At 51.2% G+C, this 17,956-nt stretch carries 13 protein-coding genes; 7 read left to right on the forward strand and 6 right to left on the reverse strand.

Annotation, left to right across the window (positions count from 1 at the left end; translation table 11 throughout):
* Nucleotides 1–43: 43 nt before the first annotated feature.
* The 6 genes from ABEQ74_RS09930 to ABEQ74_RS09955 all read left to right on the forward strand — a co-directional run bounded on the left by ABEQ74_RS09930 (nt 44) and on the right by ABEQ74_RS09955 (nt 9,726).
* Complete coding sequence (locus ABEQ74_RS09930) at nt 44–1,651, forward strand: extracellular solute-binding protein (protein WP_430121951.1); 1,608 nt, start codon at nt 44–46, stop codon at nt 1,649–1,651.
* Between the two features lie 146 nt (nt 1,652–1,797).
* On the forward strand, nt 1,798–3,183 hold the full coding sequence (locus ABEQ74_RS09935) for an alpha-L-fucosidase (protein WP_430121953.1): 1,386 nt from the start codon (nt 1,798–1,800) through the stop codon (nt 3,181–3,183).
* A gap of 469 nt (nt 3,184–3,652) precedes the next feature.
* A complete protein-coding gene (locus ABEQ74_RS09940) occupies nt 3,653–4,939 on the forward strand; it encodes an alpha-L-fucosidase (RefSeq protein ID WP_430121955.1) in 1,287 nt (428 codons plus the stop codon).
* A 72-nt stretch (nt 4,940–5,011) separates the two neighbouring features.
* The gene (locus tag ABEQ74_RS09945; protein ID WP_430121957.1) at nt 5,012–6,034 is read left to right on the forward strand and encodes a sugar-binding protein; all 1,023 of its coding nucleotides are present in this window, start codon (nt 5,012–5,014) and stop codon (nt 6,032–6,034) included.
* An 8-nt stretch (nt 6,035–6,042) separates the two neighbouring features.
* The gene (locus tag ABEQ74_RS09950) at nt 6,043–8,658 is read left to right on the forward strand and encodes a transglutaminase domain-containing protein (protein WP_430121959.1); all 2,616 of its coding nucleotides are present in this window, start codon (nt 6,043–6,045) and stop codon (nt 8,656–8,658) included.
* Nucleotides 8,659–8,679: 21 nt separating this feature from the next.
* Complete coding sequence (locus tag ABEQ74_RS09955; protein WP_430121961.1) at nt 8,680–9,726, forward strand: glycoside hydrolase family 18 protein; 1,047 nt, start codon at nt 8,680–8,682, stop codon at nt 9,724–9,726.
* 265 nt (nt 9,727–9,991) lie between these two features.
* Here ABEQ74_RS09955 and ABEQ74_RS09960 read toward each other — a convergent pair whose 3' ends face one another.
* The 6 genes from ABEQ74_RS09960 to ABEQ74_RS09985 form a co-directional block, all read right to left on the reverse strand.
* Nucleotides 9,992–12,283, reverse strand: coding sequence for a helix-turn-helix domain-containing protein (locus ABEQ74_RS09960; RefSeq protein ID WP_430121963.1), 2,292 nt, complete (start codon nt 12,281–12,283; stop codon nt 9,992–9,994).
* Nucleotides 12,284–12,733: 450 nt separating this feature from the next.
* A complete protein-coding gene (gene tatC / locus ABEQ74_RS09965; RefSeq protein ID WP_430122151.1) occupies nt 12,734–13,507 on the reverse strand; it encodes a twin-arginine translocase subunit TatC in 774 nt (257 codons plus the stop codon).
* Nucleotides 13,464–13,685 carry a twin-arginine translocase TatA/TatE family subunit gene (locus tag ABEQ74_RS09970; RefSeq protein ID WP_430121965.1) on the reverse strand — a complete coding sequence of 74 codons (222 nt, stop codon included), beginning with the start codon at nt 13,683–13,685 and terminating at the stop codon, nt 13,464–13,466. The genes tatC and ABEQ74_RS09970 overlap by 44 nt, the downstream gene beginning before the upstream one ends.
* A gap of 24 nt (nt 13,686–13,709) precedes the next feature.
* Nucleotides 13,710–15,335 carry a PhoX family protein gene (locus tag ABEQ74_RS09975; protein ID WP_430122152.1) on the reverse strand — a complete coding sequence of 542 codons (1,626 nt, stop codon included), beginning with the start codon at nt 15,333–15,335 and terminating at the stop codon, nt 13,710–13,712.
* 124 nt (nt 15,336–15,459) lie between these two features.
* Nucleotides 15,460–15,762, reverse strand: a complete 303-nt coding sequence (locus tag ABEQ74_RS09980; protein ID WP_430121967.1) for an HNH endonuclease — start codon at nt 15,760–15,762, stop codon at nt 15,460–15,462.
* A gap of 109 nt (nt 15,763–15,871) precedes the next feature.
* Nucleotides 15,872–16,726 (reverse strand): lipoate--protein ligase family protein, encoded by an 855-nt coding sequence (locus ABEQ74_RS09985; protein ID WP_430121969.1) that lies wholly within the window; start codon nt 16,724–16,726, stop codon nt 15,872–15,874.
* A 307-nt stretch (nt 16,727–17,033) separates the two neighbouring features.
* Between ABEQ74_RS09985 and cysK the strand changes: the two genes are divergently transcribed.
* Nucleotides 17,034–17,948: a cysteine synthase A gene (cysK, locus tag ABEQ74_RS09990; protein WP_430121971.1), complete on the forward strand. Its 915-nt coding sequence runs from the start codon at nt 17,034–17,036 to the stop codon at nt 17,946–17,948.
* Nucleotides 17,949–17,956 lie beyond the last annotated feature (8 nt).

A 17,956-nucleotide genomic window follows, 5' to 3' on the forward strand; every position in this document is an offset into this window, starting at 1 on the left:
CTTAGACCATAAATTCAAACACCAGAAAAGGGGAGTTGTTATCATGAAAAAGCTTCGCAAGGCTTCATCGATTTTACTCTGCCTCACCTTATCAGCAACCATGCTTGCAGCTTGTGGTTCATCCAAAGAGAATACGGGAGCCTCGGGTACCGGGACGGTCAGCACCGAGGGAGTCAAAAAGGAAGGCTTCCCGATTGTAGACAAACCGCTAACGTTAAAAGTGATGTCGCAGGATGCGGGCGTAGCTGACTGGAGCACGATGCCGGTCCTGCAGGAAATGGAGAAACTGTCGGGCATCAAGCTGGAATACCAGCTGTCCCCGATCGACAGCTTTGAAACGAAGAAGAATCTGGTGTTCGCAAGCGGCGATTTGCCGGATATGTTCTACGCAGCTGATCTGAAGCCTGCTGAGCAGGTGACTTACGGCAGTCAAGGGATCCTCATTCCACTGGAGAAGTACATTGACGAAGGATACGCTCCAAACATTAAGAAGTTATTTGATGCGAATCCGGATATCCGCAAATCCTTTACGACCCCAGACGGACATATCTATGCGCTTCCGTTTGTCGACAAGGCTGCCGTATGGTATAGAGGCCCAATGTGGTATAACGGCAAATTCTTGAAAGCGCTCAACGTAACCGAACCTAAAACGACTGAGGAATTATATACATTCTTGAAACGTGTCAAGGAAGAGGATCCGAACGGAAACGGCAAGCAAGACGAGATTCCGCTGACTTCGGTCAAGCTGGATGACCTGCGTATGTACTTCTTCGGCTTCTGGGGAATGTACAACGAGGGCATTTACTCCGACAAGGAAGGAAAAGTGCATTATCCTTACCAGGAAGAAGGCTATAAGGGATATCTGACATTCATGAATCGTTTGTGGAAGGAAGAATTGCTGGATCATGATACCTTCTCTCAAACACCTGACCAGAAAAAGGCTAAGGGAGAAAACAATCAGCTGGCCTTGTTTAACGACTACCATTCGTACTTTACCCTTGGAGGCGAGCCTAGCAGCGAGAATCCACTTATGACGCCAGTGAAGAGCGAAATTGAAGGCTCACCTGTATACGGCATGCATCCTGGTATTTCTGCAAGAGGTACATTCGCCATTTCCAGCAGCAACCCTTCGCCGGAAGCTTCCATGCGCTGGATTGACTACCTGTACAGCTACGAAGGTGCAACGCTGTTTAACCAAGGACCTGAAGGCACACTGTGGAAATTCAAGGACAAAGAAAACCGTGTGAAAGAGTGGCTGCCTGTTCCAGGTGGTGGAGATCGTGAGGAGTATCGCGGCAAAATCACGCCGAACTACGGTATTTTGACGCCGGGCATCAACGAACCGGATGTTGCGAAAGGTCTTCGTACCGAATTCGATGAGTGGATTGACCAGCAGAATCAAGAGAAGCTGGTACCGATCGGAAAAGCGCCGTTCCCTAACGTCTATTTGACAAATGAAGAGCAGAGCGAGGCAACGGCTTTAGCGTCCGACCTGGATACGTACGTGAAGCAGATGGAAGCGAAATTCGTAACAGGCCAGGAGCCGCTTGAGAATTGGGATAAATACGTCGCTCAAGTGAAAAAAATGGGCAGCGACCGTCTCGTCGAGCTTTATCAAGGCGCATACGATCGCTGGGATACAGGGAAATAATCAGATGCATAGATAACAAACAAAGAGCCAACGTATCCCGGTCAATTCATGACCGGGGGTTGGCTATTGTTTTTAAAGGGCAGGCCAAGATTCTCACACGGTCTTATAGAAACCGTAAATTATAAGCGAATTATGGGAGGCACACGATGTCGGAGAACAAGCAGGTAGAGGAAGAACAAGCGGTTGTGGAGCAGGGCGTACACAATTTCAGCAGTGAGGACAAGTGGGTCAAGCCGGAGGATCCGCTGCTTCTAGAGCGTCTTGAGTGGTTCAAGGATCAGAAGCTGGGCCTGATGATGCACTGGGGGCCGTATTCTCAGCTGGGTCTTGTTGAATCATGGGCGCTGAGTGATAAAGACGCAGACTGGTCACGTGACGGCATTGACTGGGATATCGATGCAGAGGAATTGAAGCGGCAGTATTTTGATCTGAACAAGACCTTCAATCCCCTTCGCTTTCAGCCTGATCTGTGGGCAGACCTGGCAGCCGATAACGGATTCAAGTATTTGAACTTTACGACCAAGCATCATGACGGGTTCTGCATGTGGGATACGCATACGACCGACTATCGTGTCACAGGTCCGGACTGTCCGTTCCATGCGCATAAACACGCCGATATTACGAAAGAGCTGTTCGATGCCTTCCGTGCTAAGGGCCTTGGCATTTCCGCCTATTTCTCCAAGGCCGACTGGCATACGCCGTACTACTGGGCACCGGGAATGGAGGCTGGAAGCTTTACGTCTCGCGGCCCGAGCTACGACCCGAAGAAATATCCATGGCTGTGGGAACAATTTGTCCAGTTTACCCATGAGCAGATCATGGAACTGATGACCCGTTACGGCCGCATTGACGTGTTGTGGCTGGATGCAGGCTGGGTGAACGATTACCGGGACCAGAATATCCGCCTGGGTGAAGTGGTTGAGAAGGCGCGCCAGATCCAGCCTTGGCTCCTTTCTGCCGACCGCACGGTTGGCGGACCATACGAGAATCTGATTACGCCGGAGCAGACCCTGCCTGAGCGTGCCCTTCATGTTCCTTGGGAGAGCTGTATTACGATGGGAACCTCCTTCTCTTTCCGTTATGAGGACCGTTATAAAACGGTGCGTCAGCTCATTCATCTGCTGGTCGAAATCGTGGCCAAAGGCGGTAATCTGGCACTTAATGTTGGCCCGCAGCCGGATGGTAGACTGCCCGAGACGGCGATCTCACGGATGAAGGGCATGGGGGCTTGGCTGAAAGTCTATGGAGAAGCGATCTATGGCACTCGTGTCTGTGAACCATATTCCTCCGGTGCGGTCCAGTTTACTCAGAAAGACGATACGACTTATGCCATCTACCTGTATCGAAATGAGCAAGAAGCTGTTCCTGAGGAGCTGCACATTCCGATTCAGACAGCGTTTGGCCGCATTGATCTGGTCGGGGGACAAGAGGGGCTGGAATATCGCCGTACGGACGAAGGCGTCGCCGTTCGTCTTCCGGATCGGGAACGTCAGGGAGCCGCTCCGATTGCGCATGTACTCCGGTTCCGTTAAGAGGCGGGTTATATAAAGTGCGTGTTCAAAAAGGTCGATTTTCAGGACCGAGGCTTATGCTTCCGAAGTGCGTTTTTTCAAAACGCTTTAGGTTAGATGAAGCTAGGGACTGAGGAGCGAAGCTGCACGATTTCGCAGAAAACGCCTTCGAAAGCATCTGCTGTTTTGGGTACGTGAGCACCTGAAATGTTTCCGCAGGAAACATGCTTCGGAAGCATCTGCTTAGGCCCGGCTGAATTCAAGATTCGATGCCGAGTTGCTTCCTGATTCGCTTCGTGTTAGATATAGAATTTATTCGTTATCAGCAGAGCTGATGGAATTCTATATCGCAAGAAAACCTACCTTTGAATCGCGGTCGCTCATCTTTGATTGGCCTCGATTGGTTTTCTTATCAAAAGCGGACTTTTTGAACAACCTCATAAAACGTATTTACCACTTACAAGGACTTCAAGAAGAGGTGTGGATCGATATGCAAAAATGGTTCGAAGAAGCCAAGCTGGGCATCTTCATTCACTATGGCATTTATGCCGTGGATGGGGTCGCGGAATCCTGGTCCTTCTACAATGGGAGGATCACGTACGATGAGTATATGAAGCAGCTGGATGGCTTCACGGCATCGAAATTCAATGCCGAGAAATGGGCGGATTTGATCGAGAAATCCGGCGCCCGGTATGCCGTACTTACAACAAAGCACCATGATGGCGTTGCGCTGTGGGATACCCAGTACAGTGATCTCAATGTAGTGAAGCGAACCCCAGCCAATCGGGATATCGTGCGGGAGTATGCAGAGGCGATCAGGGAGAAGGGGATTCATCTGGGTATGTACTACTCTCTCATCGACTGGTCGCATCCCGATTATCCGAGCGTATTTGAGGGTGGCCGAGTACCCGAGGATTTAAGCAGCGTTAACCCGCACTCAAGCCCGGTGGACGGTGTTCAGGATGAGGAAAAGTGGAAGAAGTTCCTGGAGTTTAATAACAACCAGCTGCGGGAGATCCTGACGAATTACGGGAAGGTGGATCTGCTGTGGTTCGACGGCGATTGGGAACGCAGTGCCGAGCAGTGGAATCTGCCGGAGTTCAAGCATTACCTGCAATCCATTAATCCGGATATCATCATTAACTCGCGTCTTCAGGGCCACGGCGATTATAAAACGCCCGAGCAAGGCATTCCGATCACAAGACCGGAGGGACCGTGGGAGTTCTGCACCACAATCAACACGTCGTGGGGCTACGTTCCGACAGACCATAAGTACAAATCATTAAACCAGATCATCCGAATGTTCTGCGACTGCATCTCAATGGGCGGCAATATGCTGCTGGATATCGGACCAAAGGAAGACGGCACCATTGATCCAAGACAGGAGGACATTCTGCTTGGTCTGGGAGAATGGATTCGGACTCATGAGGAGGCCGTATTCGGAACGGGCGAAGGGATCATGACCCGTTATTATCTGGGAGGAAGCACGATTTCCAAGGATAGAAAGACGTTGTACCTGTTTGTATACGATGATCCGAAAGAGAACGTGTGCCTCAAGGGGCTGTGCAACCCGATCAAGAAGATTACGGTGCTGCATTCGGGCAAGGAGCTTGATCATGAAATCCATGGAGGCGTGCCTTGGTTCAATATCCCGGGAACAACCTGGATCAAGATGACGCCGGAAGATACGCATGAGCAGGTGACGGTCCTTAAGCTGGAATTTGACGAAGAACTGGAGATGTACGGCGGATCAGGAGCCGTAGTTACGCATAACTAAACATCACGGGGAGGGACGGCGCTTATTATGCTAATAGGTGCCAAGCTTCCCTCATGAAGCGGAGAGAATGACATGTTCAGAAGTGGTGTGCCGGAGCCGAAGATTGAGTATGCTCCCAAGCATTATATATGCAAGCGCGCGGAACAGCCGCTCGTACTAGATGGCCGCGTGGATAAGGCATTCTGGGAGGCTGCGGATTGGACTGACGATTTCGTAGATATTGAAGGGGATCTAAAGCCAAAGCCGGGCAAACAGACCCGGGTTAAAATGCTCTGGGATGACAAGTATTTTTATTTTGCCGCCGAGCTGATTGAGGATCAGATCTGGGCGACGTTGACGGAACGCGATTCGGTTATTTTCTATGATAATGACTTTGAAATATTCATTGATCCGGATGGGGACACGCATCAATACTATGAATTTGAGATTAATGCTTTGAACACGGTGTGGGATCTGCTGCTTGTGAAGCCTTATCGCGATGGCGGGCCGCCAGTCAATGGCTGGGATATCAATGGTCTCAAGACAGCTGTATATATCGACGGAGAATTGAACCGTCCAGACGCTGATAACCGGAAATGGAGCCTGGAGGTGGCGATTCCATGGACCAGTCTCAAGGAATGTGCCGAAGGCGGCCGCCGTCCTGCACCGGGTGAGTTCTGGCGCGTCAACTTCTCGCGCGTGGAATGGCAGACCGAGGTACAAGATGGCGAGTACCGTAAGGTACTGAATCCTGAAACGGGCAAGCCTTATCCGGAGGACAACTGGGTATGGTCGCCCATGGGCATTATCAATATGCATTATCCAGAGCTTTGGGGTTATGTTGTATTCGCTGATGGTGAGGAGCAACAGTCGTTTACGCTACCGGACGATGAAATGATCAAGTGGGAGCTGCGCAGACTCTATTACCGACAGCGTAATTACTATGAAGCCCACGGCAAATTCACGCAGGATACGAACCAGCTCATGGGTGAGGATTCATGGAGCATCCAGCCAGTGATTGAAACGACTCGCAGTATGTTCCAGATTAGTGCCCCTTCATCGGACGGAACGGCTCTAATCTGCATTCGGGAAGACGGAAAGCTATGGAAGGAGTGAACGCTGGGATGAATAGTCAAACGGCAGTGTTCTCGCTTGATTCGCAAGAAAGGGAGCAGATCGAGCGGAAGTTTCAGGAGAAGGTCACTTTTGCAGAAGCCCGTAAAGATGCGCTGTTTCATATATTTGACCAGGAGCTGACGGAAGAAGAGACTTGGGCTCTGAAATATATGTTTGCCTATATGCCGGTGAACGATTTGGCGGATTATGATGGAGAGCTGTTCTTGAACCATGTGCGTCAAGCACTGGACATTCGTAAGCGTGTGCCTTGGGGGGAGCGTGTGCCGGATCACCTGTTTCTGCACTTCGTGCTTCCTTATCGGGTTAATACGGAGAATATCGAGGATTACCTCGGTATCCTGTATAACGAACTGGCTGAACGTACAGCGCAGTTATCGATGGCGGATGCCATTCTTGAGACCAATTATTGGTGTCATGAAAAGGCCACCTACATCGGCAGTGATCTGCGGACCATTTCGCCGCTGACGATGATTCGCAACGCGCGCGGTCGCTGCGGCGAGGAGTCAACGCTGGCGGTTGCTGCTCTTCGAAGCATCGGCATCCCTGCACGTCAAGTCTATACGCCGCGCTGGGCCCACTCAGACAGTAACCATGCCTGGGTGGAAGCATGGGCGGACGGCGAGTGGTATTACATCGGGGCATGCGAACCGGAACCCCGCCTGAATCAAGGCTGGTTCAGTCCGCCTGCACGCAGGGCGATGCTGATTAATACACGTATTTTTGCTGATTACCCCGGCCCGGAGGATATTACGCTTAAAGAGAAGGGCTTTACGGAGATTAATCTGCTGGAGAACTATGCACCGACGCGCACCCTATACTTAAATGTGAAGGATGAGCAGGGAAAGCCCGTTTCCGGCGCAAGTGTTCGATTTGAGCTGTATAATATGGCCGAATTTTATCCAATTGCCGAAATCAAGACGGATGAGCAAGGGCAGGCTTCCTTCAAGACGGGTTATGGAGACCTCTTGATCCGAGTGGTCAAAGGCGGGAAGTGGAGTGAACTTCATTATAAAGCCCAGGATAGCGAGCATATCGAATTTGTGCTTGATTCATCCAAACAGCCGTCAGGGATCGTGGATTTTGATATGGTTCCCCCTCCGGAAGGGGAAGGGGAGACCGTACCGGCTTTATCCGAAGAGAAGATTCAGGCACATAACCGCCGTTTGGAGGAAGGGACGAAGATCCGGACCGATTACGAGGGGACATTTTTAGACCAAGAAGAGGCATTCACACTGGCCAAGAAGTTCGATTTGCCGACTGAGCGGGTATGGGACATCCTGCAAAAGGCCAGAGGCAACAGCCGGGAAATCGCGGCATTTCTGGAGGAGCGTTCCGGAGAGTACGGCGAGTGGCCACTGCGGCTGCTGGAGTCGTTGAACGAGAAGGACTTGATTGATACCTTCCGTTTGGCGCTGGATGATCACCTAGTGGGGGCGCTCTCTAAGCGTGGGGATTGGGATGAAGATACCTTCGTGAAATACATTCTATGTCCGCGGGTTTCCTTTGAAATGCTGGTGCCTTATCGGCGTGTACTTGCCGATGCCTATACAGCTGCTGATGCAGCTGCATTCAGGCAGGATCCTTCTGCGCTGGCCGGGCATTTGGAGAAAGGCTATACCTACGCGGAGGATCTTCCAAACCTGAAGGGGAAAGGAAATCCGGTTGGCACATATAGCCTCATGAAGGGAGATGAGCAGTCGCTGGACATCCTGTTTGTGGCAACTTGCCGAAGTCTCGAAATTCCGGCCCGTCTGCATCCGAGCGAGCAGAAGCCTCAGTTCTTCCGTAATGGAAGCTGGGAATCGGCCTTCCGTTTGGATTCGCAGCCGAATCAGGAGAGCTCAAGCTGGGGGCAGCTGCAGCTTCTCAGGGATTCGAACGCTTCACAGGATACACCGCCTGCATCCTACACCGAGAACTTTAGCTTTGCCCGATTGGAAGACGGTGTGTACAAAACGCTGGTGTATCCATATGGCAGCACCGATGTTTACGATGAGCCGTATGAGGTTGAACCGGGTTCGTACCGCCTTACGTCAGGCATCCGGCTGAAGGATGGAACGGTAAGAGTGCGTTTCACGTACTTTACGGTCCGTGCTGGAGATACCACGCGCATAGCGCTAACCTATCGTGAAACGACGGTCGACATTCCGGTGCTAGGCACACTGTCTCCGGGCAGTAAGCTGACCCTATTAGACGGAAGCGGAGCCGATCTGAAGGCTCTTCTGGGATCCGAGGGCGCTATCGCTGCTTGGATCGAACCGGAGCGGGAGCCGACCAAGCATTTGCTCCGCGAACTGGGAGAGCTAGCTGAGCCGCTGGATAAGCTGGGGCTGCCAATTGTGCTGATAATCGGGGATGCGGAATGGACGGCTTCCTTTGACCCGGCTAGCTATCCGAAGCTGCCAGCCCGCACTGTTTTTGTACGGGATTCCAGTTATGCTTCCTTGTCGGCTATTATCTCGAATCCAGCGGCCCATGAAGCGGGCTATCCTCATCTGTTTGTGGTGGACAGTCAGGATCAAATCCGTTATGCAGCTTCCGGTTACAAGCTCGGCACCGGGAAGGAAGCCCTGCAGATTGCGACCGCGATAATACAACCCTAGAAGGGATCGGAGTGAAGAGCAATGTCCAAATATATTGTGGCGGGTTACGCCGTTGATTCGGTTCTTCCCGACATGACGCAGGAGGATCTGCAAAAGTTAACACATTTGAACGTAGCCTTCGGACATGTCAAGAATGATGAGATTACCACTGAACAGTTAAAGAATGGCGAGGTTGTCCGGGAAATCAAGCGGGATCATCCCCATCTTACGGTGCTGCTGTCTATCGGCGGCTGGAGCGCCGGGGGTTTTTCTGAAGCCGCCGCAACCGAGAGCGGAAGGGCTAGCATGGCTGCATCCGCCGTACGGGTGCTGGAGGAATACCCTTTTGATGGGATTGATCTGGACTGGGAGTATCCATGTTACGGTGAGGCCGGTATTGGATCGAGTCCGGATGACAAACAGAATTTCACCCTGCTTCTCAAGACGATCCGTGAAGCCCTGGATGCAAAGGGCGTCCGGGATGGGCGGCATTATCTGCTCACGATTGCCGCAGGAGCTGACCAGTACTATGTGGATGGTACGGAAATGGCTGAGGTGCAGCAGTATCTGGATTTTGTCCAGTTGATGACCTATGATATGCGCGGCGGGTTTCAGATTCTGACCGGACATCATACGAACTTGTACACGCCGACCGGTGATCTCTTCCGAATCAGTACAGATGCTTCCGTGAACTTGTTCGTTCGCGCTGGCGTTCCCAAGGAGAAGATTGTCATCGGTGCCGCTTTCTACTCGCGGGTATGGAACGAGGTGCCGGACCGCAACCACGGTCTTCATCAAATGGCCGGTACTACGGGTGGCTATGGACCAGCTTTCTCCGAGCTTGCTGCTAATTATATCAACAAGAACGGCTACATTCGTTACTGGGATGAGGAAGCCTGTGCGCCGTATCTGTTTAACGGCTCCAGCCTGATTTCTTATGACGATGAGGAATCGATTCAGTGCAAATGCGATTATGTGAAGGAACAAGGGTTGGCTGGGATCATGTTCTGGGAATACGGATGCGACCCGACCCATCGCCTGCTGGACGCTATGCATCAAGGGTTTCACGGCACCATATCCAAGAAATAGGGAAAGCTGGCGGCAGTGCAATTGACGAAGGACTTATCAGCATTTTATAAGATACAAAAAACCTCACCGGATCCTTAAGGGTCCGGTGAGGTTTTCATTTATTCAGCTTTAAATTGTTCTCGACGCACTTCTTGAGGCATCGTCAAAACCGTAAACCGAAGCAGCTCTTGCGCTATCGTCTGCAACCATTCGGATGCACTGCTTGAAGCTAGCGTCCATTACCGTGACCTGACGTCTTACTTGACGCTATCATTCAACTTCGTTATCACATGCATTCCTCATCATCGTCATCCACGGAATCGCCTGCATTGGGGCTGTTCATTTTGCGGTATTGCCCAGGTGTATACCCCGTCTCTTTTTTGAATTTGCGGATGAAGCTCGGTGTATCCAGGTATCCGACCCGAGTGATAATATCCTTTAACGGGTCTGTAGTGTTCAGCAGCAGCCGGATCACCTCATCCATCCGTTTCTGCCAGATGTATTGGGTAAAGTTCATGCCGACCTTTTCTTTGAAGGAACGGCTGAAATATGCCGATGAGATGGAGAATGTAGACGAAATCGTGCCCAGACTCAGGTCATAATCCGCAAAATTGGCGTCGATATAAGCGACGATTTCATCCATTAGCGAACTTTCTTCCGTCTCGCTCTTCGCCTCGACATGAGCACAGATTTCTGCGGCAAGCCCTGCAAGCTTCTTCTCCAAATCTTCCAGCGAGTCATAGGAAGTGACCCGTGGAAGCTGATTGACGACATGATGGATGCCGAGCTCCGAGGCGGTCTTCAGCATCGTATTCAGAATATCGAAGCAGATGCAGCGCAAAAGCGGTACGGATGGCATTTCCGTCTTCAAGTTATTCAATGCGGTGGATACCATCTGAACCGCCACATCGTAGCTGCCTTGTTTCAAGCTCTGAACCAGTTTCAGCAGCACATCCTTGGGTACCCAGAAGGAAGATCCCTCCTCCCCTGTACCCGAGAGAGTGTGAAAGAAGGTGATGCTGCCTTGACCGTGAAGAATGGATGTTTCTAAAGCGGTCGATGCCTCAATAAAGGATTGATTCAGCTGCTCCGGATAGCTGTAGCGGTTGCCTGCCCCGATCGCCGGAGAGATGCCCGTATGTTCTTCAGCCATCGATTGCAGTGCCTGGGTAATTGGCTCCATACGGGCGTTCAGGCTTGCCTCATGACCGGTTTCGGCATCAAATCCGACAATGAATGCCAGCTGATTGGGCTGCGGCAGCTCTACTCCATAGGCATAGGCGGAGAAAGATGGCAGATCTACTTCGTTCATCAGCTGAATGACAGGCCGCTTCTCCTTGTCGCCGATGGGAAGGGCTTGCGATTCCCAGCCCATCATCACCACAAAATAATGGGAGCGATTGAAACGGATCCCCAGCTTCTCTGTGAACTCCGCAGGGAACTCTCCGGTATGTCCATGCTTTAGCAGCATGAGCAGAATATGATTTCGTGCATAGGGTTCTTGAAGATCGACGCGTTGGCTGTAATCATGCAGCGTCTTTTTGATCCATTCCAGCTCATTGCTGGTTGCAGATGGTACGGGATGGTCCTTCATCCGTATAAACTCCATCAAGTCCGAAATCGGATGATATTGTCTACGGGCCAGCATAATCGCAAGCACGGTGCCCATTACCACTACAAAGGAGAACACCAGAATCACAAAAGTGCGAATATGAACGATTCGGCTGAAAAACTGGTTGCTTGGCATCGCAGTGACATACGTCCAGCCTGAATCGGATTTGACGGAAACAACCGAATGCGGCTCTTGATTCAAGGAAAGATTGTGCGTTCCGGGATCAAGTTTAAACAGAGCATGGACTTCCTGCTCCGTGATCGTTTCGCCTTGATAATTGGCAGCCAGCACTTGCCCGTTATTATCAAAAATATAAGTCATACCATGGTAGTCACTGAGGATGGAGTCAATCAATCCGGTCAGATTGGACTCATGGATCAGATACATGACGGTGCCATGGGCAGGCGTATTGTTAGGCGCGATCGGCACAAGATATGCCAGCATGGAATTTTGGATTTTGGTTCCCTGTACTAATTGCTCCGCCGGGCGCATGGTTGGGATTTTGACGGAGTTCAAATCGTGGACGATCTCGGATTTGTTCCAGCTGTTGAATTTATAGTTTTTGGTGAAGACGTTCAGGTCCTCAAAGCCCTGTGACGAATAAATACTGTCATCTTCACGGAAGAACAGGAACAGCTCATCAATGATGGAACTGGTGGCTTTATATCTGACCAGGGCACTGATGGATTCTCGGCTATAGTAGGGATGATGCGTCCAATAATGCGTCAACTGCTCATCATAGGCGATACGAAACGCAATGTCCTGCAGCTCCTTCATGCGCTCATCGATGACAGTTTTCGCCTGGTTCAATTGATTGACGTTGGTCTGCTCGATCTCGGAACGGAGCGTATCCACGGCATTGTGGTAAATAATGATGGTTAATATAACAAGAGGTATCAGGAAAATGGAAATGTAAGACAGTGTGTATTTAAGCAGAAGCTTGGACTTGAAGTGATTCCATTTCATATGCAACCTCCCGTTTGATGGTGGATTAAACATTAGCTAATATGCGAGCGGACGGCTTGGATTCTTGCAAATAAGGCGTTCTTCTTCAGGACAACCGACCCTGCAAAATCACCTTGACCAATTTTATTATTGATAGCGCTATCATAAGCGTCGGCATAACAATGCCTTCATGATATAAGCAATAACTATCCTATTGAAAATAGTAGGAGAAATTGACTGATAAATCAATGGATCATTTCTAATAAACCGCAGAACCATGCCGAAAGTCTCAGATGAGGGAGGGGGTAACGAGGACCTGGGTGCATATAACAAAGAGGATAAGTTGTGAAGTCCGAGCAGTATAAGTGAGATAACAAAAGAAAACCCGTGGGTCAGGTAACCTGCTTGATTAGGCTGCCTAGCTCACGGGTTCTATATGGTTCCGTCCTAATTGGGGGAAACGGACGTAGGTCAGGCCGCGCTGCTCTCTGCTTGAGAGGGCTGCAGCTGTTTGCGATAGATGAATCTGGAGATCGAAACACTGATTTCGTACAACAGGAACAGCGGGACGATCACGATCAGATCAGACATGATATCCGGCGGCGTAATGGTAACGGCTACTATGCAGAGCAGGAAGTAGGCTGACTTGCGCATCTTGGCCAGCCGGTGCGGATTGACGATGCCGAGCTTCGTCAGAAAAACGACGATGGCCGGCATTTCGAACAGGAATCCGAACGGTACGGTCATATGAATCATGAACGTGAAATATTTTTGCGCGGTATACATCGTTTGGAAAGCTCCTTCAGCCATACGCTGCATGAATTGCAGCACCATCGGAAATAGCACGAAGTATCCGAAGCAGATGCCAGCGATGAATAACATGCTAATCACGGGAATGAGCAGCATGGCGGAGCGGTGGTTCCCGTCCGGCAGCGCCGGCTGTACGAACCGCCATAGTTGGTAAGCGGCAATGGGAAGCGTGGCAGTGACGGCCACCACGCCCGCGATGATCATATACACCCACATCACTTCGGAGGGACCGAGCAGAACGAGCTGCTTATCCATCCCGCGTACCAGCCAGTGATAAATCTTCTCGACGTAGATAAAAGCCGCAACCATCACGACCAGAAACGCAATCAGCGTACGGATCAGGCGCTTCCGCATTTCTTCCAGATGCTCGATCGCGCTTTGGTCGTTCGGATTAGCCTTGCTGCTTAGTGGTCGCTGCTGCAGTCTGCGGAGCATCTTCTTTTTTTTCATTCTCGTCGTCTCCGTTCATCAAGCCTCGGGTTGCGCCCTTAAATTCACTTAAGGTCCGCCCGAAAGCGCGACCGAGCTCGGGAAGCTTGGAAGGACCGAATATGATGAGTGCGATAATCAAAATTAGAATTAAACCACCGATTCCGATGTTACCAAACGGCATGATCCTCGCTCCTTTCGATTGTTGTTACTCCAGCTTGAAACCGCTGATTGCTACGACAGCGCAGCGAGCCATATTCTCGCCGGGACGATGAGGCCATGTGCTGGTTGGTTTGCTGAGGTCCTCTGTATTCTCGCCCGGATGTTGAACGGACAGGAATAGCGTCTGTTCGTCGGGGGTGAAGAAGGGACCTGTAAGCTCGGATTCAACTGGTCCAGAAGCAAATTGGAGTGCGACTCCTTGTTCTGGCCCGCTTGTTGGAATCACGAACAATCCGTTGTTCATAAAGGATTTATGAACGCCTTTGTTCTGGCTGCTGCTGGAGATGTCCGTCACGACCCACAGGTCGCCGTTTGAGTCGAAAGCCAGATTATCCGGCGAGCTGAATCCGGATTGGCGTCCACCAGCCGCAAAGATCTCAAAGTCGAACTCCATCGCGGCCAGATCGCTGCCTGCTTCAAAGATACGAGTAATATGACCGTGAATGTTGCCGTGATTGTCATTGTTCGTATGGCAGATAAACACGGTATTATCAAACGGCGAGATTTCGATGTCTTCCGGACGGTCGGTCGGTGTTCCGCCGACAAGACGGGCAGCTTCCTGACAGTATGTGACCACATCGCCTTGGGACTTGAATTTGGCTTCTGCTTCTTGGTTCTCTGCGGTAGCCTTGATTACCGCTTCCAGGGTAACCGGCTGCCATTTGCCGGACTTCAGGTTGGCGACATACAAGGTGCCCTCTTCCAGAAGCGCGGAGTTGGCGCGGCCTTTGCTCTTGTCATATTTGTTCTTGCTGATGAATTTATAGACGCAGGCATCCTTCTTGTCATCGCCCATATAGACAACGATCCGGCCGTCAGCCGCAAGACCCATCGCAGTATTCTCGTGATTGAATCGTCCGAGCGCAGTGTGCTTTTTCAGGAAAGATTTATCGAATGGATCGACCTCAACGACCCAGCCGTAATGCGTATCTGGCAGGTTCGAGACTGCGGCGGTGTCCTCAAAGTTTTCTTCGCAGGATAAGACCGTATTCCACAGGGTTACTCCGCCCGAGCAGTTGGCAAACGTGCCGGTAGCCGTTGTTGCGCCTTTTAGAGCTGGGATGCCTTTAGCGGGACCAGTGATATCGAATTTGCTGAAGCCGTTGATACGGCGGGCATGGGTGGAGGTGGTGTCCATTTTCCAGACGCCGTTCTCGTCACGGTAGACCTCGATGACCGACATGCCTTGGTAATACAGGTTTTTATGAATTTGATCTGCTGTCATCTTCCCATCCTTTACAGGCCCGATGGAGAAGATGGTGGAGTACTCATGATTGTTGACCAGGAGGCCGCGGACATTGGAGCCCTTAAGCGGGAAAAATGCGTTGTAATCGCAGCCGGAGCCGAATTTCTCGCCAGCCGGATTGATTACATCGTCGAAAGCGGCAATGACATCATATTTGAAATTGCGAGGCAGCACGAGCTGGTCTGCTTTGGTTGGTTCGATCGGTTCAAAATAGCCGCTGACGCGATTTGTTTTGAATCCGAACAGGTGATCAGCGGTTCCGGACATGGCCGAAGCTTTGCCTTCCAATACACCAAAGCCTGCAGATGCGGCAGCAAGCGCGGTTGCCCCCGTACCCAGGTAAGACAGAAACGTTTTGCGATCCATCGTTTTACTCAAGCTTATTCACCCCTAATGAATTATTGCCATCAGGACAAGTTTATAGGGGAAGTGTTAAGGTAATATCAGAGGAGAATGGCAGAATTGTAAAAATAAACTAATCACAAAGAGGTTATCGGCGTCCCCGAACATTTCTGGATTTGCGGGATCTGGGTATGGTACCGGGGGGAGTTTTGCGGATCCAGCGGATGAAGGACTGCATGGCCGGATCCTGCTGCAGCGCGGAGAGGGTCGTTATACCTTGATCGACGAGCTGTTTATTGGTATAGAGGTGATGGATTTGCTTGTGGCACGGAATGCATAACAGAGCTGTGGGAAGGTGAGAACCGCCATACTCCCGCGGGGTCAGATGATGAACGGTGGTTTCCACCCCAGTTCTGCCGCAGCATTCGCACCGATTCTCTGTATCGTCCATACATAGCACCTCCTTCATAGAATTGGGGAATGAAGCCCGTTCTAGTATTTGGGTTGCCCAAGATGGGGGTGTGATTATACCTTTCGTCGTATCTGACTCTGAAAAAGATTTATTCCTCGATTTTATACCGCTGACGCATCTGTTCAGCCATGGCATGGATTTCTTCCGTGCCCGGCATAACCAATCTGGAGGCGGCCTCGGTTAGCTCCCGACCTGCTTGACATGCGCGAATGACCTCTTTAACGGCTGCCGTGAAATGATGAGCGGCTTCGGCGCCGCTGCCGAGATTCGTCAGCTCCTCGAGGCTCGCCGTGCTGCCAGCCTCAACAAGAGGATACTGCTTGGGATCGGCGCCAGCGGCGGCAATATCATAGAAGGAACGAACCAGCCTTGCACGCTCGCTGCCCGAACCTTCGGCAATGATAAAAGCCTGAATAATGAAGGCCTTCCGCTGTCGCCGCTGGGCAATGCCGCAAAATTTGAGGCCGCCTATGCTTAGATCAAACGTCCCGGGACAGAAGGCACCGGCAATCTCGCCGGTATCTATGGTTTGGCCCGTGCTGTGAAGGGCTTCCCGGATTAGCTCTACCATAATTTCAAAGTCCAGATGGAAGTCAGGCGCTGGTCGGTCAGAGGTGAACGGGAGGATGAGGGACAGGTTGACTACACCGGCGTCCAAGGGCACCGCGGCACCGCCCGAATGGCGAACGGCCGTGTCATAGCCCAGAGAGCGAAGTTTAGCTTCCCCTCGGGATGCCTGAGGTAGGCGGCTGTCGCGCACGCCCATAACAAAAGCATGCGGATGCCGCCACAGATGGCAGATGGCCGGTCCGCCTTCTCCAGTCTGCCTGCACAGCAGCTCGTCCAGTGCAAAATGGTAGAGCACGTCCTGGTGCGATAAATCATGAGTCCGGTCGAGCAGTAGAATGGGTTGATCTTCAGGTAGTGACAGCGGAATATTCACGCTTGTTTTGCCTCCTCTAACATGTGAATCGTGTAAAAAACTATGGGAAAATCATACCTTCCGAGGGAAGTGTGATCGTTATTTACTGTGAACAGCATACCATATATCCATGCGAAAAGCGGCGAGCCTTGCCTTGTTCATGCCGTGGGCCAGCGTGAAAAAAAGTATCAGCTTCATGCGTCTGTTTTCCGGGAATGTACGTCAATCGTTGATTTTGTTATAATCCGAGTAAGCTTATTGTCTTTATAAGTAATATAGTTAGCGGAAAGCGACTTCACTTCATATATAAAAGGAGAACATCCACACCATGGAGATTTATAACAGTGTAGTTGATATGATCGGTCAAACGCCAATGGTAAAACTTCAGCGGTTAGTTCAGGAAGGGTCAGCTGATGTCTACGTCAAGCTTGAGAGGTTCAATCCTTCCGGCAGTGTGAAGGACCGCGCGGCTTACAATCTGATTCATACAGCAGAGGAGCAGGGTCTGCTCCAGCCAGGGGGCACCATAATCGAGCCGACGAGCGGGAACACGGGTATTGGCCTGGCGATGATCGCAGCCGCCAAGGGTTATCGGGCCATCCTGATTATGCCGGATAACATGTCCAAGGAACGGATAAATATATTGAAGGCGTATGGAGCGGAGGTCGTGCTCACACCAAGCAGTAAACGTATGCCAGGCTCGATTGCCAAGGCACTTGAGCTTAAGGAACAGATTCCAGGCAGCTTCATTCCGCAGCAGTTCGAGAATGCCGCTAACCCGGACATTCACCGAATGACTACAGCACCGGAAATATTGGAGCAGATGGAAGGGCGGCTGGATGCCTTTGTGGCAACGGCAGGAACGGGCGGTACCGTAACCGGAACCGGAGAAGAGCTGAGGAAGTCTTTTCCGAACCTGCATATTGCAGTAGTCGAGCCAAAGGGCTCCCCTGTGCTCTCCGGCGGACAGCCGGGACCGCATAAACTGGTGGGCACAAGCCCGGGATTTGTACCGAAGATTCTGAATACGGGTATCTATGATGAGATCATCCAGATCGCTGACGAGGATGCGCTGCAAACCACCCGGAATTTGGCCCGTATGGAAGGGATACTGGTAGGCCCGTCCTCCGGCGCATCAGTATTCGCGGCTCTTCGCGTAGCGGAGTGGCTGGGGGAAGGCAAGCGGGTTGTCTGCATTGCCCCGGATACAGGAGAACGATATTTAAGCATGAATATTTTCTAAATGAGAAG

The organism is Paenibacillus solani, from assembly GCF_050475945.1.
In the GTDB taxonomy this organism is placed as follows: Bacteria; Bacillota; Bacilli; order Paenibacillales; family Paenibacillaceae; genus Paenibacillus_AQ; species Paenibacillus_AQ solani_A.

Excerpts from the sequence above, each read along its gene's own strand:
- ABEQ74_RS09930 (WP_430121951.1), top strand. The coding sequence starts at position 44 with ATGAAAAAGCTTCGCAAGGCTTCATCGATTTTACTCTGCCTCACCTTA.
- ABEQ74_RS09935 (WP_430121953.1), top strand. The coding sequence starts at position 1,798 with ATGTCGGAGAACAAGCAGGTAGAGGAAGAACAAGCGGTTGTGGAGCAG.
- ABEQ74_RS09940 (WP_430121955.1), top strand. The coding sequence starts at position 3,653 with ATGCAAAAATGGTTCGAAGAAGCCAAGCTGGGCATCTTCATTCACTAT.
- ABEQ74_RS09945 (WP_430121957.1), top strand. The coding sequence starts at position 5,012 with ATGTTCAGAAGTGGTGTGCCGGAGCCGAAGATTGAGTATGCTCCCAAG.
- ABEQ74_RS09950 (WP_430121959.1), top strand. The coding sequence starts at position 6,043 with ATGAATAGTCAAACGGCAGTGTTCTCGCTTGATTCGCAAGAAAGGGAG.
- ABEQ74_RS09955 (WP_430121961.1), top strand. The coding sequence starts at position 8,680 with ATGTCCAAATATATTGTGGCGGGTTACGCCGTTGATTCGGTTCTTCCC.
- ABEQ74_RS09960 (WP_430121963.1), bottom strand. The coding sequence starts at position 12,283 with ATGAAATGGAATCACTTCAAGTCCAAGCTTCTGCTTAAATACACACTG.
- tatC (WP_430122151.1), bottom strand. The coding sequence starts at position 13,507 with ATGCTCCGCAGACTGCAGCAGCGACCACTAAGCAGCAAGGCTAATCCG.
- ABEQ74_RS09970 (WP_430121965.1), bottom strand. The coding sequence starts at position 13,685 with ATGCCGTTTGGTAACATCGGAATCGGTGGTTTAATTCTAATTTTGATT.
- ABEQ74_RS09975 (WP_430122152.1), bottom strand. The coding sequence starts at position 15,335 with ATGGATCGCAAAACGTTTCTGTCTTACCTGGGTACGGGGGCAACCGCG.
- ABEQ74_RS09980 (WP_430121967.1), bottom strand. The coding sequence starts at position 15,762 with ATGGACGATACAGAGAATCGGTGCGAATGCTGCGGCAGAACTGGGGTG.
- cysK (WP_430121971.1), top strand. The coding sequence starts at position 17,034 with ATGGAGATTTATAACAGTGTAGTTGATATGATCGGTCAAACGCCAATG.